The following is a 15,035-nucleotide window of genomic DNA, read 5'->3' as shown; positions in this document are numbered from 1 at the left end:
CCAGTCGGGATCACAAGGCACCAGTTGCAGCGGGCAACTCGAGGGAAGGGGAGCTTTACGGGATCATTATCACCGTCAGGCACTGGAAGGTGCCGGTCGGGGCGGTTGAACAGTAATTGGAGAGATACGTGATGTGTAGCAACCCATCAGGCAGCACCGGCACCGCCGATGATAAGACGACGGGGCAGCAGCCCCTGGAGGGGCTGCTTGTCGCTGACTTCTCCCGGGTCCTTGCCGGACCACTGTGCACGATGACCCTCGCTGATCTCGGGGCGCGGGTCGTGAAGGTAGAGCGTCCTGGCGAGGGGGACGACACTCGGAGCTGGGGACCCCCGTGGTCCGCGACGGGATCCACCTACTTCGACTCGGTGAACCGCAATAAGGAATCGGTGTGCCTGGATATCGCCGACCCGCACGATCAGGATTTGGCGCGCGAACTTGCTCTGCGTGCCGATGTACTCGTGGAAAACTTCAAACCAGGGGGACTCGACCGGTTCGGATTGGGCTACCCTGCGCTATCGGCGGAGAACCCGAAACTGATCTACGTTTCCATCTCGGGATTCGGGTCTGCCGGCGGCCGTGACATCCCCGGTTACGATTTCATCGTTCAGGCCCTTGGGGGGCTGATGAGCATCACCGGCGACGCGGAGGGCTCGCCCTACAAGGCTGGTGTCGCCCTCGTCGATGTACTCACTGCCAAAGACGCCACCATCTCCATCCTGGCCGCGCTCCAGGCCAGGGCGCGGACTGGGCGTGGCAGTCGCATCGAGGTGAATCTGCTGTCCAGCCTGCAAGGAGCGCTGGCCAATCAAGGCCAGTCATACCTTGGGGCCGGGAAGGTGCCGGGCCGAATGGGAAACGCACACCCGTCGATCGTGCCGTACCAGCTCCTGCAATGTGCAGATGGACCACTTGCAGTGGCGTGCGGTAACGACGGCCAGTTCGCCCGCTTCGTGGAGGAACTTGGCGCACCATTGCTGGCCCGGGACGACCGTTTCGCCAGCAACAGCGCCCGCGTAGAACACCGGGACGAGTTGGTTCCTTTGCTGGAGAACCTACTAGCTGCCGCTTCGACCCAGCAGTGGCAGGACCGGCTTACCCAGGTGGGTGTACCCGCAGGCCGAGTTGCCACCATTGACGAGGGCCTAACCTACGCCGAAACGCTCGGCCTGAAGCCCACTATCGCCCTTAAGAATGCGGCAGGGGCGAGCACCGACCACCAAATACGCCATCCCGCGCTCTGGGAACCTCCCCTTAAACCTCGCACCCAAGCCCCTCCCCGTCTCGGCGAACATACCGACCAAGTGGTGTCATGGCTCCGCACCCGTGTCGCCGAATAAGCGGGCATGTTCGAGGCAGCATCCCCTCGCACCAGGTAGTCCCTCCCGGGTGAGGGGCCGTTCTAGATTAGTTCGGGCGTTGGCGCAGTGCCAGCCAGAGGGGCGCGAAGACATCAGGGTCATCAAGGCTGACCCCCAGTAGCGACTGGGCTATTCCAATGCGATGACGTACCGAGTTTCGGTGAATCCCCAAATCCCGTGAAGCGTTTTCCCAGTGGCCTCTGTGACGTAGGTACTGGAACACCGTTGCGACCAGATCCGCCCGAGAGTAGGCGGCCAAGGCCTGCACCCAGATATCTGCCTGGGCGTCCTGCCCACTGCTGACGGCGACCAGCAACCCCGCCGGCGCCTGCTTCACCGCCTGACGTACAGAGGGAACGGCACCTGGAACTTCGCTCAATGACACCGGTTCGCTGAGTGCTCCTGCTAGGTTCTCGCGGGCGTCCTCAAAGGAAACACGCGAAGCATCAGGTTCAGGTGTCCCTTCATCTGCTGTCAACACTACATAGAGGACACCGTTTTCCTCGTGGCGCAAAAGACAGGTCGCTAGCGCAGTGCCCAAAACGGGCAGACCGGCGTCGTGATCCAGCAGCGGGGCTGCTCTGACCAGCGAGGACGCATCGTCATCAGGATGCATCCTGAGCCCGAGAACGCGTACGCGTGCCGGCAGGTCCTGCAATCCAACGTCCACAGCGAGCATCCGTGCTGCTTCTGTTTGACCATGCAGAATCAGTTTCGCTACCGCCGAGCCAAGGGCAGCGGTGGCACTGGAAACGACTTCACGCTGCCGAGCCTTAATGGCGAGCAGAATACACACCGTGACGATGACCTGCCGGTCCGCGGCCGTCAGCGTACGGCCGGGACCGATGGCTAGAAATCCGTGGATATGGTCACCGGAAGCGATGGGGTATTCCACGACAGGCTGGCCGTGAAGCTCGAAGGTAGCCGCGGAATGAGCACCCGTCCGGTTCAGTCTGAGCGTTTCGGCATGCAGCAGGGGTACGAGAGGTTCTGTACTAGCGGGCCAAAAGGTTTCGGTACCGGAATCTACGGGAAGGTATGCAGCCCACCCACCGAGGGCCTGAGCCAGTCCCCGAACGACGGCGGAGGTTGCATCTGGCCGCATGGCGGCTCGCGCCAGCGCCGTTTGGGTACCAAGGCTTCCCATCAAGTCGGCCTGCCCGCTACGAGCTGATAGGCCCCAGAACGCGCGGGAAACGTGCTGGAACGGTACACCGTCGGGCACCGTCAGTAGATCGATGCCGGCCTCTGAACATGCTTCTTCGAGATAGTCCGGAACTTCGGCCAACCAAGGACCGAGACCGATGCCCAACGCATGGACCCCCTTGGCACGAAGCCGATGAACGTAGGCGCTGGTGGCAGCCCGTTTACCGATCAGTGGCATACCGGTCGTCAAGAGCAGCTCGCCGCCTTCAAGATACGGTGTCGGATCCTCAAGCTCCGATACGTGCACTCCGCTCAGTTGGCGGGGGCGAAGCCCCCGCCCTCCTACCGTCGCGAGGTGAGGACCGAGCTGCGCGCTGAGTTCAACCAGGGAAACCATGGATAAAGTGTCTTATATTTCGTGCTTGTTTGGCTATAGTGCTCAATGACGGGACCCTATTCAACTCCGTAGCGTGGTCAGCATGACCGAACTTCCTCACACCCCGCTGCACAGCACGCTGCCACAGTCCCGCCACCTGACCACGGCTGTACCTGGTCCGCGCTCCAAGGAGCTCCACGCCGAGCGCCTCGCCCATGTGAGCGACGGCTTCGGTATCGTCCTTCCTGTCTTCGTCGATCGGGCCGACGGAGCGATCATCCAGGACGTTGACGGTAACCGCTTTATCGACTTCGCTTCCGGGATTGCCGTCACGAGTGTAGGTGCCGCGAACCGCAAGGTGCGCGAGCGGGTTGCCGCTCAGCTGGAGCGATTCACCCATACCTGTTTCATGGTTACGGAGTACGAGTCCTTCACCCAGGTCTCGAAGTGGCTCAACGAGCACACCCCGGGAGACTTCGATAAGCGCACCGCCCTCTTCTCTACAGGAGCAGAAGCCGTGGAGAACGCAGTGAAGATCGCCCGCTCCGCGACCGGCCGGCCTAACATCCTTGTCTTCGACGAGGCGTACCACGGCCGGAGCCTCCTGACGATGGCGATGACCGCCAAGGAGAATCCGTACCGGCTCAACTTCGGCCCGTTGCCGGGGGAGGTCGTACGCGCGGCATCGGCGAATCCCCTTCGGCCCTCTGCGTCCACCACCGGTGATGCGGTGACCGCCGCGCTTGCCTCCGTGGAAGAAACCCTCACTCAGCATGGCGCCGACACGTTCGCCGCCATGGTGATCGAACCGATTCAGGGTGAAGGCGGGTTCATCGTACCGGCGCCCGGGTTCCTGGCAGGGCTACGCGAGATCGCGACAAGGCACGGCATCGTTCTGGTACTGGATGAGATCCAGACCGGCATGGGCCGCACCGGCGCACTGTACGCCAGTGAGCACGAAGGGATTGCAGGGGACATCACCTTGTCCGCCAAAGCTCTTGCCGACGGTCTTCCCCTGTCAGCCGTGACCGGACGCACCGAACTACTCAATGCAGTCCATGTTGGCGGATTGGGTGGCACCTATGCAGGTAATCCGCTGGCGTGTGAGGCTGCACTTGCGGTCTTCGAGGAACTGGAGGACGGCGAGCTGCTCGCAAATGCTCGCACGATCGAGACCGTGGCACGGGAACTTCTCGAACCTTTGGTCGAGGAGACGGCCATCGTCGCGCAATTCCGTGGGCGCGGAGCGATGCTCGCCCTCGAATTCGCCGACGCCACGACGCTGGATCCTCGCCCGGATCTCGCCCGCGCGATCTCCAGCGCCTGCCATGCGCAGGGTGTTCTGACCTTGACCTGCGGTACCCACGGCAACGTCATCCGCCTCCTGCCACCATTGGTCATCACCGAGGATCTGCTGCGCGACGGCCTGGGCGTGCTGCACGACGCGATCCTTGAAGCGAACGCCTCGCTCCGGGCGCCGGTACTGGTCGCCGACGCGCCGTAACCCCACCCGGAGAATCCACCCGGGCACCCGGGGAAGTTCCGACCGGTTTGAGGTCCACCGGGCGTCCAGGCTCCGCGGATCACGCATCATGACTGTAAGGCACGATAGTCGCAGGTTGCGGCGGTGCAGCTGGAGTCGTAGTGGCAGGATCGCGTGTAGTACGTGCCCGGTCGGGTGTTACCTCCAACCGACACCGGGTGTGCAGCATCCACCAAGTTCGAGGGTGGGTCTGAATTGGGCCTGACAAGGCCTCCTGACCGGGTACAGGCGGGATTTCCTCGCTGCAGTTTCGTTTTGAGAAAGAGGACCATCATGACCACCACCGAAGCAGCGGCGCGAGCCGGCGTCGAGACGACCCTGGATCCAGCCGATCTCATCGACTTCGATTCCCTGCTCACGCCGGAGGAGCTCGCCCTGCGCAGCAAGGTGAGGTCCTTCGTGGACGCCCAGATCAAACCCAACATTGCAGGGTGGTACGACCAGGCGTACTTCCCGCTGGAGATCGTTCCCGAAATGGCCAAGCTCGGACTGCTCGGCATGCACCTGTCCGGCTACGGCTGTGCCGGGCGTTCGGCGGTGGAGTACGGTCTTGCCGGGGCTGAGCTCGAGGCCGGTGACTCAGGGCTACGAACGTTCGTCTCTGTTCAGGGATCGCTTGCCATGAGTGCGATCTCCAAGTGGGGATCGGAGGAACAAAAGCAGCAATGGCTGCCGCCCATGGCAGCGGGTGAAGCCATCGGATGCTTTGGGCTCACCGAGCCCTCTGCTGGATCTGATCCGTCCTCGATGAAGACTTTCGCCCGACAGGATGGAGCGGATTGGGTCATCAATGGAAGCAAGCGATGGATCGGCCTCGCCAGCGTCGCCCAGGTCGCCGTCATTTGGGCGATGACCGATAACGGGGTCCGCGGGTTCGTAATTCCCACCGACACTCCAGGTTTCCGCGCTACGCCTATCGACCAGAAACTATCGATGCGAGCCTCCATCCAGTGCGACATCGAATTGACCGATGTCCGCTTGCCCGCCGAGGCCGTCCTGCCGGACGCCACGGGCCTAAGGGGGCCGTTCTCGTGCCTCAACGAGGCCCGGTACGGCATTATCTGGGGCGCCATGGGCGCTGCCCGCGACTCGCTCGAGGCAGCTCTGTCCTACTCCAAGGACCGGCTTCAGTTCGATAAGCCTCTTGCCGGTTACCAGCTCACTCAACAGAAACTCGTCGACATGGCGCTCGAGATCAACAAGGGGTTCCTACTGGCCCTGCATATCGGCCGGCTCAAAGACGCCGGCCGGCTGCAGACGCACCAGATCTCCGTCGGCAAGCTCAACAACTGCCGGGAGGCGATCGAAATTGCCAGGCAGGCCCGCACAATTCTTGGGGGGAACGGAGTGACCCTCGACTACTCACCGCTGCGTCATGCCAACAACCTAGAGTCAGTGCGGACCTATGAGGGCACCGATGAGGTCCACACCTTGATCCTCGGCCAGAAACTCACCGGCACGCCGGCGTTCCGGTAGGACAACGGTCAAACTCGCATGCCTCTATTAGCACCAACAGCACCTGTCGAACTTCGACACTTCATCGCTGGCCGCTGGGTCGAGGGAACATTATCGCCTCTGATATCTGACAACCCTGCCCGCCCCAACGATATCGTCGCAACCGGTCAGCAAGCCGGCCCGGCCGAGGTGTCCCGCGCCATGGTCGCAGCCAGTGCTGCTGCGCGCCCCTGGTCTCGCAGGTCCATGCACGAGCGCGGCGCTGTCCTGTTGCGCACAGCCGATCTCCTGGCAGAGCAGGCCGACGGACTTGGACTGGAGTTAGCGCGGGAGGAAGGCAAGACGCTGTCGGAGGCGACCGCCGAAGTCCTTCGCGCCGCGCAAATCTTCAGGTACTACGGTCAGGCAGGGGATCGCTCCGCAGGGGAGGTTTTTTCATCCCCACGGCGCGGTGAGCGGATCCTCGTCACACGCAAACCCTTGGGTGTGATCGGCATAGTTACCCCCTTCAATTTCCCCATTGCGATTCCTGCCTGGAAGATTGCTCCCGCCCTCGTCTACGGGAACACCGTGGTCTGGAAACCGGCCAGCACGGTGCCGCTGCTGGCCGTCCGGCTCGCCGAGGCCTTGGAGGAGGCCGGGCTACCCGAGGGGGTGCTGAACCTCCTTCTGGGACGAGGTTCTTTGGGTACTGCTCTGGTCGAGCATCGTGGGCTCAGCGGATTGACCTTTACTGGATCGACGCGAGTCGGCCGTGAACTCGCTGCCGCTGCAGCTTCGCGCGGGGTGCCCATGCAGGCGGAGATGGGCGGGAAGAATGCTTCTGTCGTTCTTGCTGATGCTGACCTGGAACTCGCTACCGATCAGGTGTTGCTGGGCGCATTCCGCTCATCAGGTCAGAAATGCACAGCAACCTCGCGCCTCATCGTTGATGAGAGGATCGCAGATGACTTCCTCGGGCGACTTCAAGATCGCCTCGGGCAGTGGACCGTCGGGGACCCTACCGCCAGGGGTATACAGATGGGACCCCTGGTCAGCGAACCAGCGGCAGAGGCCGTGCGACGAGGTATTTGCGCGGCGGTGGCTGACGGGGCGACCGTCCTCCATGAGGGTCAGGTGCCTATCGATGGAGCAGGTTCCCGGTGCTTCGTCGCCCCCACTATTTTGGAACTTTCAGGCGCCGGTAACGCGGCCGCCCAAAATCCTGCATGGTCCAAGGAGCTCTTCGGGCCGGTCCTGACGGTCCGCCGAGCCTCTGGCTCCAAGGATGCCTTCCAGCTAGCCAACGACAGTGCATTCGGACTTGCTGCAGCCGTCTTCACCCAGGACATCACGCGCGTTCTTGACGCCTTGGACGAGATCGATGTCGGTGTCCTGCACGTCAACTCCGAGTCGGCGGGCGCCGATCCCCATGTTCCGTTCGGTGGTGCGAAGAACTCCGGTTACGGTCCCATGGAGCAAGGCGGCGCAGCCCAAGACTTCTATACGCACACAATGACGGTCTATTTGCGCGGAGGCACTCCAGCGTGAACACCTCCATCAAGAACGTCCTGATCGTCGGCGCCGGTGTCATGGGGCGCCAGATCGCCATGTCCGCTGCCCTTGCCGGATACCGGACGACGGTTCAGGATATTTCCAGCGACATGCTCGGTGCCGCCCAATCTGATCTCATATCCTGGGCAGAGGGACGGGTAGCGAAGGGAAAAGTCGACCGGGTAGCGGCCGACACCACCTTCGACCGCGTGTCATGGACCACCAATCTCGAAGAAGCTGCGTCCACTGCCGACCTTGTGGTCGAGGCAGCCACCGAACGGCTGGACATCAAGACTGAGATTTTCGCGACGTTGGGTCGGTGCGCACCCCCGCACGCGATCCTCACAACCAATTCCTCAACGCTAGGTTCCTCGAAGGTAGCCGGAGCCACCCACCGCCCCGACAAGGTGTGCAACCTGCATTTCTTCAATCCCGCTCTAGTGATGAAGTGCGTCGAAGTCGTCCGCCATGAGGGGACCTCGCAGGGCACTGTAGATGCGGTCCTCGAGTTCGCCAGACGACTCGGAAAGCAACCCGTGCTGCTCACACGGGAGATCCCGGGCTTTATCGCCAACCGACTGATGGGCGCCCTGCAGCGCGAGGCCCTCGCCCTGGCTGCCGCCGGGATTGCCACCAAGGAAGACATCGACATCACGGCCCGGGCCGCGCTGGGCCACCCGATGGGCCCCTTCGAGCTGATGGACATGATCGGCCTGGATGTCCTCGACTTCATTGCTCAGGCGATTCACGCCGAAACCGGCCAGGACGCCGACAAGCCCGACCCCACCGTCGCGGCCCTGGTCGCCCAGGGGATGCTGGGGCGCAAGAGCGGATCCGGATTCTACGTCTATGGGCATGGAACGGCTTCCTCCACGCCAAGGGAAAGCATATGAAAACGTCCCGAGGCCGGCAGACGGTCCTCCACACCGTGTGGAGGACCAGCATCAGAAGCAGCGACCATCATCCTTGCAACACCGTAATGGGGGAGACCACACGATTGATGTGCCGTTAACTGGCGGAGCGCCTGGAGACCGCAGAAGGTCTGCTCTTTCTGTGGGTTCCATTCCGCCGCCAACCTGCTCCGAAACAGGGTGGCTGTATCCCTTGAGTCACCAGAGGCAGGGCCGTCATTGGCTGTCTTGAATGCTGCACATCCCGCATCGTGTCCCGCATCGTGTCGCGAGTAGTCCGGTGGTACCCCAGAGCAGGCATCGCTCATCACCTTGGAGTTAACCCCCTAATGCGCCGTATCACGACACCACGTGAAGCTGTTGGAAAAATTTTGAGCGGCTTTCACCTTTGAGGAGAACAAATGAACCCCACCGATGTTGTCATCTTGGCTGGTGCCCGCACTGCCCAGGGCAAGATTTTGGGCCAGCTGGCGACCTTCAATGCGCCACAACTGGGCGCACATGCGATCAGTGCAGCGTTGCACCGTTCTGGAGTCGCCCCTGAGCAGGTCGACTATGTGGTCATGGGCCAGGTCCTGCAAGCTGGAGTGGGGCAGAACCCGGCGCGTCAAGCGGCCATCGGAGCGGGTATTCCCCTGAGCGTTCCCGCCGAGACCGTGAATAAGGTCTGCCTATCCGGTCTGACCAGCATCATCAGTGCTGCTCGTATGGTGCGTGGCGGTGAAGTCGACGTCGTCGTCGCAGGTGGCCAGGAGTCGATGACCAATGCCCCGCACCTAGCCCTCGGCGTACGCCAGGGCAAGAATTACGGAGACCTTGCGCTGGAGGATTCGGTGGCCAAGGACGGGCTTGGTGACGCCGCCGAGGGAAGATCCATGGGATCACTCACGGAGGGCGGGAATGCGACACGCGGCATCTCACGAACGCAGCAGGATGAAATCGCGGTAGCCAGCCACCAGCGTGCGGCGCGGGCTGCTTCCGAGGGTGTTTTTGACGAGGAAATCGCTCCGCTGACGGTTCCGCAACGCAACACCGGCCCGCTCGTGGTGAACCGTGATCAGGGTATCCGCGCCGAAGCGACACTTGAGTCGATGGCTAAGCTACGCCCGGCCTTCGATCGGGACGGGACGATTACCGCCGGTAATTGCTCACCGCTTACCGATGGAGCTGCGGCGGTCGTGCTCGCCACGCGCAGCTACGCTGAACGCCACGGGTTGCGATACCTCGCTGTCGTGGGCGCTCCAGGTCAGGTAGCCGGTATGGATACCTCCCTGCACTCCCAGCCTTCACATGCCATCAAGCGGGCCCTGGCCCGAGCCGGTTGGTCCGTGAACGAGTTGGACTTCATCGAAATCAACGAGGCATTCGCGTCGGTGCTCGTTCAGTCACTGCAGGATCTGGACTACCCGTTGCAAAAAACAAACATTCACGGGGGAGCCGTGGCGCTGGGGCACCCCATTGGCGCCTCCGGTGCCCGGTTGGTACTGCACGCGTCCCTTGAACTGGCTCGCCGTGGCTCAGGCAAGGCTGCTGTGTCACTGTGTGGCGGCGGAGGACAGGGCGAAGCACTGTTGCTGTACCGGGACTGATCTTCTTCACGCCCTCCTTCTCCCCCTGCAAGGGCCATTACAGCCCATGCAACGGCAATCCTGCCCGGCGGCGGTGGCTCCACAACCCAGCGGTGGGATGGGGGAGTGCACGAGGTACTGACGACCACCCCGAACCAAGGAAGAACGATGAGGCCCCAGATCGGGGGTCTTCGTAGACCAGTCCATGATCACAGCAAGCTAGGGAAGGCTCGGCTGATGCCGACCCCTCGTGGTCCTCGAGGCACGGGGCACAGGGCACGGGACACAAAATTGTAGGCCGAGAACATCCCAGGTCCTCAGGACGAGGCCGGCACGCGGTATTAAGGGCTGGAGGGCAAGCGGTGATGCTCGGGAGGGACGGCTGTGCGGCCGTCCCTCCCGGGGGAGTCAGCGGGTCAAAAGCAGGCGCCTCATGCCGGGAGGTGGATGAGCTTCTTGTTCGCGAACTCCTCGAGGCCGTACTTGCCAAGCTCTCGACCGACGCCCGAGCGCTTGACCCCGCCGAAGGGCAGGTCCGGGGCGGACTCGGTCACTTCGTTGACGAAGACCATGCCTGACTCCAGTTGCGTGGCCACGCGGCGTGCTTGTTCCAGGTCGGCGCTGAACACCGAACCCCCGAGGCCATAGGGCGAGGAGTTGGCCAATTCGACGGCGTGGTCGGCGTCCTTTACCTTATAGACGACGGCGACAGGGCCGAAGATCTCTTCCGCGTAGGCCCTCATGTCAGGTGTGACGTCGGTGAGGACAGTCGCTTCCATGTAAGCTCCTGCGCCGTCGATGATGTGGCCTCCCGCTGCAAGCGTGGCTCCTTTACTGACGGCGTCCTCAACGATTTCCATGACGTCCGTCCGGGCCTCGACGGAGGATAGCGGGCCGAGCACGGTTGCGGGGTCTGCCGGGTCGGCGGGTGTAATGCCTGCCATAGCGTCGGAAAACGAGGTGAGGAAGTCATCGTGGACATCTTCGACCACAATGAAGCGTTTTGACGCGGTGCATGCCTGGCCGGCGTTTCCGACACGGCCGCTGACGGCTTTGGTCACGGTGCGCTGGAGGTCGTGCCCGTCGAGCACAATGAACGGGTCCGATCCTCCCAGCTCCAGGACGACTTTCTTCAGGTGACGGCCCGCGATTTCAGCGACTGCAGCACCGGCAGGCTCGGAACCTGTCAGTGATACTCCCTCGACCGACGGGGCCGGAACCACCAGGGTGGAGACCTGCTTCCCGGACGCCAGCAGGTTGATGTAGACGTCCTTGGGGAATCCGGCGTCGTGAATAAGCCGTTCCTGGATCAGAGCGGCCTGCGGGACGTTGCTGGCGTGCTTGAGGAGGATTGTGTTGCCCAGCAACAGGTTCGGTGCCACGAGTCGGGCCACCTGGTAGAAGGGGTAGTTCCACGGCATGATGCCCAGAATCGAGCCGGTGGATTGCAGCACGACCTCGGCCTGTCCACCCAGTGATGACGTGAGCTTTTCGGGCTTGAGCAGTGTCTGGGCGTTATCGGCGTAGTAGCGGTAGATATCGCGGACAATCTGGATCTCGCCGCGCGCCTGACGGATGGGCTTTCCCATCTCCTCCGTGATGATCCGGGCCAGTTCCTCCTCACCGTCCTGGTAGAGGTCGGCCAGCCGGCGCAACAGCGCGACGCGCTCCTCGAGCGGCGTTCGGTTCCACAACCGGTACGCGGCCGCGGACCGGTCCACGGCGTCAAGTATCTGGTCATCGGTGAGGCTGGTGAACTCCTGCACCGTCTCACCGGTGGCTGGATTCACTGTCTTGTAGGGCATCGGAGCTCTCCTAATACATCAATGGGACGTGCTGATCAGGTAACGCCGTGGGCGATCAAGGCTTCGGTCGCTGGGGCGAAAACTCGGGTAGTCAGTAGGAGTAGACAATGTGACCTGGCTGACACACAATGGAAACATAAAGTTTCTAATGTTTAGACCTGAGGCATCCAGAGTACTTCGGCTGGTCACCTTCAGGGAAGGCATCGGGAGAGTTTCGCAGTGCGACTCTCCCTTCGGTTCCATGGATCATTGCTCCACTTCCTCCTCTCCGGCCCCGTACCTGCCGGTCACTGGCCCGGATTACTTCTACAGATGGAGACGCTTGTGTCAACGAGCGAGAACACCGAGTCCCACCTCGTGGATCACACCCACGACGCGGACGCAGCGCGCCTTGCAGCGCTGGGATACACCTATGACAAGCAGTTCAAGCGGGAGATGAGCTTTTGGGGCAACGTCTCCCTGGGCTTCACCTACCTCTCCCCGGTCGTAGGCATCTATACCCTCTTCGCCGCTTCCATGACCGCCGGCGGACCCCCAATGCTGTGGTCCCTGCTCATCGTCGGAGCAGGCCAGCTCCTCGTCGCCCTGGTTTTCGGCGAAATCGTCTCCAACTACCCGGTCGCCGGAGGTGTCTATCCCTGGTCCCGGCGCCTCTGGGGCAAGAAGTGGGCGTGGATGAACGGCTGGGTCTACGCCGTCGCCCTGCTCGCGACCATCGCCGCAGTCGCGTATGGCGCCGGACCCTTCCTCAGTGCCCTGCTGGGCTTCGAGTCCAGTGTCGGGACGACTGTCATCAGTGGACTTGTCGTCCTGGCCATCGCGACCGCCATCAACCTGGCCGGGACCAAGGCCCTCAGCACTGTCGCCATGGTCGGACTCATTGCCGAGCTCGGCGGAGCCCTCGTCGTAGGAGTCCTGCTCCTGGTGTTCGCACGCAAGAATGACCTCTCCGTCCTCTTCAACACTTTCGGAGCAGGGGAAGGCAACCACTACTTCTTCGCTTTCGCCGCCGCCGGCCTCCTGGGTATCTTCCAGTATTACGGGTTCGAAGCCTGCGGTGACGTTGCCGAGGAGATCTCCGATCCGGGACGCCGCATCCCCAAAGCCATGCGCCTGACCATCTACATCGGTGGCTTCGCCGCCACCTTCGTGTGCCTGTCCCTTATCCTCGCCGTCCCCGATATCTCGGCCGTGATCAACGGCACGGACGTTGATCCCGTCGGGACGACCCTGCTGGGCGCCTTCGGCCCCTTGGGTTACAAACTGGTCCTGGCCGTCGTTCTCGTCTCCTTCGTCTCCTGCGTCATGAGCCTGCAGGCCGCAGCTTCCCGCCTCATCTACTCCATGAGCCGCGACAAGATGCTCCCTGGCCACCGCTTCCTCAGCCAGTGGAACGATCGGCTCGATGTACCGCCGTTCGCCCTGCTCGTGGCAGGAGCCATTCCGGCCATCATCATCATCGGGTCGATCGTTTCGGAGAATGCACTGGTAGCAATCGTCTCCTTTGCCTCCCTGGGCATTTACCTCGGATTCCAGATGGTAGTCCTGGCTGCCCTACGGGCACGGCTCAAAGGGTGGAAGCCCTCTGGCCCCTTCACACTGGGGGGCTGGGGTATCGGAGTGAACATTCTCGCCCTGGTGTGGGGCTTGATTGGCATCGCCAACATCGCCTGGCCCCGCTACCCGGAACTGCCTTGGTTCGAAAACTGGCTCACCGTCCTTTCCGCCATCGTCGTGCTGGCTTTCGGGCTGCTTTACATGGCACTGCGCCGGCCCTACGACAACAGCCCTGCACCCCACGGCGACGCCCACCGCGCCTAGGCGCCGGCACCTCACACGACTGACAAACACCGGAAGGACCTCCCATGACGACCACCGTTGAAGCTCCCTACTTCAATATTTCCGATCCAGCCTTCGCGATGCACTCCGAAGCGGTCCGTAACGCCCGCGAACGCAGCTGGTACGCCAAGACCAACTACGGCATCGCCGTCCTGCAGTATGAGGATGTTTCCAAACTGCTCAAAAGCCCCAAGCTCCGGCAGGGATCGGCCCGGTGGCCCGAGCACAACGGCGTCCACTCCGGCATCTTCTACGACTGGTGGACCAAAAACCTTCTGGTCCTCGAGGGCGAGGACCACCACCGCATCCGCCGGCTGCTGAATCCCGCTTTTTCCCCGAAGATGATCAGCTCCTTGGTACCTCGTTTCCAGGCTCTGGCCAACGAGCTCGTGGACGCGTTCATCGACAAGGGCCACTGCGAATTCGTTCAGGACTTCGCCGAGCCCTACGCCACCCGGGTGCTGACCATCCTGCTCGGCATCGATGAGAACGAATGGCCGAAGATCGCGCAGCTCGCATCAACCATCGGCCTCGCCCTGGGTGTCACCCTCAAGCAGGACCTGTGGAAGGTGGAAGCCGCCGTCGAGGAGCTCTACGCCTACGCGGAAGACCTCATCAAGGACCGGCACCAGAACCCGGGAGACGACTTTGTGTCCAAACTGGTTCTGGCCAATCGTGACGGCGACCGGCTTTCAGACCCCGAGCTGCGCAACGCTCTCGTCCTGCTGATCTTCGGAGGCATGGACACCACCCGCAATCAGCTCGGCCTCGCCATGCAGTCCTTCATGCACCACCCGGACCAGTGGGAATTGCTGGCGCAGCGCCCCGAGCTGGGGGGCAAAGCCGTCGAAGAGGTCATGCGCATCAACCCCACCGTCACGTGGGTGACCAGGGAGGCAGTCGAGGACTTCGAACACAAGGGCCTGACCATCGAGGCCGGTACGACCGTGCACCTGTTCACCCAGGTCGCCGGAACAGATCCGCGGGCCTTTCCCGAACCGCAGATGGACCTTCTCGGCGAGCATGCCGCGCACTACGGGTTCGGCGGCGGCGTCCACCACTGCCTCGGCCACTTCGTAGCACGGGCCGACATGAGCGAAGCGCTGCCACTGCTGGCTGCGCGCATGGCCAACCCCCGCATCGCAGGCGATGACGAGTGGATGCCCGACTCCGGTAACACCGGACCGGTCCGGCTGCCCATCACCTTCGACAAGCGATCCTGACCTGCGTTCGAAGTTACACACCCACCTTCACCCCAGCGCATCGCTGACCGGCCCACCAGGCACCCTGGAAAGGATCAAGAACCATGAAAGTACATGTCGACCGCAAGTTGTGCGACAACCACGGCCAGTGCGCCATCGCCGCACCAGATGTCTTCCGCATGAACGACGACGGTGTCCTCGAATACGACGAGAACATCACCGACGACCAGGTTGAAGAGGTCGAAGAAGCCATCGACGTCTGCCCGGTACAGGCCATCCTGCTGGCCTCCGACTGA

General features: G+C 62.5%; 11 protein-coding genes. 9 read left to right on the top strand and 2 right to left on the bottom strand.

The window, feature by feature from the left end:
* Positions 1-131 precede the first annotated feature (131 nt).
* The gene (locus ACX80J_RS04605; protein ID WP_459347440.1) at positions 132-1,340 is read left to right on the top strand and encodes a CaiB/BaiF CoA transferase family protein; all 1,209 of its coding nucleotides are present in this window, start codon (positions 132-134) and stop codon (positions 1,338-1,340) included.
* Positions 1,341-1,407: 67 nt separating this feature from the next.
* Here the strand turns inward: ACX80J_RS04605 and ACX80J_RS04600 are convergent, their stop codons facing one another.
* Positions 1,408-2,904: a PucR family transcriptional regulator ligand-binding domain-containing protein gene (locus tag ACX80J_RS04600; protein ID WP_459346998.1), complete on the bottom strand. Its 1,497-nt coding sequence runs from the start codon at positions 2,902-2,904 to the stop codon at positions 1,408-1,410.
* 82 nt (positions 2,905-2,986) lie between these two features.
* On the opposite strand from ACX80J_RS04600, the gene ACX80J_RS04595 reads away from it, so the two are divergent.
* The 5 genes from ACX80J_RS04595 to ACX80J_RS04575 all read left to right on the top strand — a co-directional run bounded on the left by ACX80J_RS04595 (position 2,987) and on the right by ACX80J_RS04575 (position 9,914).
* Positions 2,987-4,387 carry an aminotransferase class III-fold pyridoxal phosphate-dependent enzyme gene (locus ACX80J_RS04595; RefSeq protein WP_459346997.1) on the top strand — a complete coding sequence of 467 codons (1,401 nt, stop codon included), beginning with the start codon at positions 2,987-2,989 and terminating at the stop codon, positions 4,385-4,387.
* Positions 4,388-4,699: 312 nt separating this feature from the next.
* On the top strand, positions 4,700-5,902 hold the full coding sequence (locus ACX80J_RS04590; RefSeq protein WP_459346996.1) for an acyl-CoA dehydrogenase family protein: 1,203 nt from the start codon (positions 4,700-4,702) through the stop codon (positions 5,900-5,902).
* An 18-nt stretch (positions 5,903-5,920) separates the two neighbouring features.
* Positions 5,921-7,411: an aldehyde dehydrogenase family protein gene (locus tag ACX80J_RS04585; protein ID WP_459346995.1), complete on the top strand. Its 1,491-nt coding sequence runs from the start codon at positions 5,921-5,923 to the stop codon at positions 7,409-7,411.
* The gene (locus ACX80J_RS04580; protein WP_459346994.1) at positions 7,408-8,307 is read left to right on the top strand and encodes a 3-hydroxyacyl-CoA dehydrogenase family protein; all 900 of its coding nucleotides are present in this window, start codon (positions 7,408-7,410) and stop codon (positions 8,305-8,307) included. Before ACX80J_RS04585 ends, ACX80J_RS04580 begins: the two co-directional genes overlap by 4 nt.
* A gap of 419 nt (positions 8,308-8,726) precedes the next feature.
* Positions 8,727-9,914, top strand: coding sequence for an acetyl-CoA C-acetyltransferase (locus ACX80J_RS04575; protein WP_459346993.1), 1,188 nt, complete (start codon positions 8,727-8,729; stop codon positions 9,912-9,914).
* A 410-nt stretch (positions 9,915-10,324) separates the two neighbouring features.
* Here the strand turns inward: ACX80J_RS04575 and ACX80J_RS04570 are convergent, their stop codons facing one another.
* Positions 10,325-11,698, bottom strand: a complete 1,374-nt coding sequence (locus ACX80J_RS04570) for an NAD-dependent succinate-semialdehyde dehydrogenase (RefSeq protein WP_459346992.1) — start codon at positions 11,696-11,698, stop codon at positions 10,325-10,327.
* A gap of 324 nt (positions 11,699-12,022) precedes the next feature.
* Between ACX80J_RS04570 and ACX80J_RS04565 the strand changes: the two genes are divergently transcribed.
* The 3 genes from ACX80J_RS04565 (at position 12,023) to ACX80J_RS04555 (ending at position 15,035) form a co-directional block, all read left to right on the top strand.
* Positions 12,023-13,519, top strand: a complete 1,497-nt coding sequence (locus ACX80J_RS04565) for an APC family permease (protein ID WP_459346991.1) — start codon at positions 12,023-12,025, stop codon at positions 13,517-13,519.
* A 44-nt stretch (positions 13,520-13,563) separates the two neighbouring features.
* Positions 13,564-14,760: a cytochrome P450 gene (locus ACX80J_RS04560; protein ID WP_459346990.1), complete on the top strand. Its 1,197-nt coding sequence runs from the start codon at positions 13,564-13,566 to the stop codon at positions 14,758-14,760.
* 83 nt (positions 14,761-14,843) lie between these two features.
* Positions 14,844-15,035, top strand: coding sequence for a ferredoxin (locus tag ACX80J_RS04555; RefSeq protein ID WP_459346989.1), 192 nt, complete (start codon positions 14,844-14,846; stop codon positions 15,033-15,035).

The organism is Arthrobacter rhamnosi (genome assembly GCF_054510975.1).
Note: the sequence above shows the minus strand (reverse complement) of the source record. Positions and strands in the feature narration are given on the sequence as shown.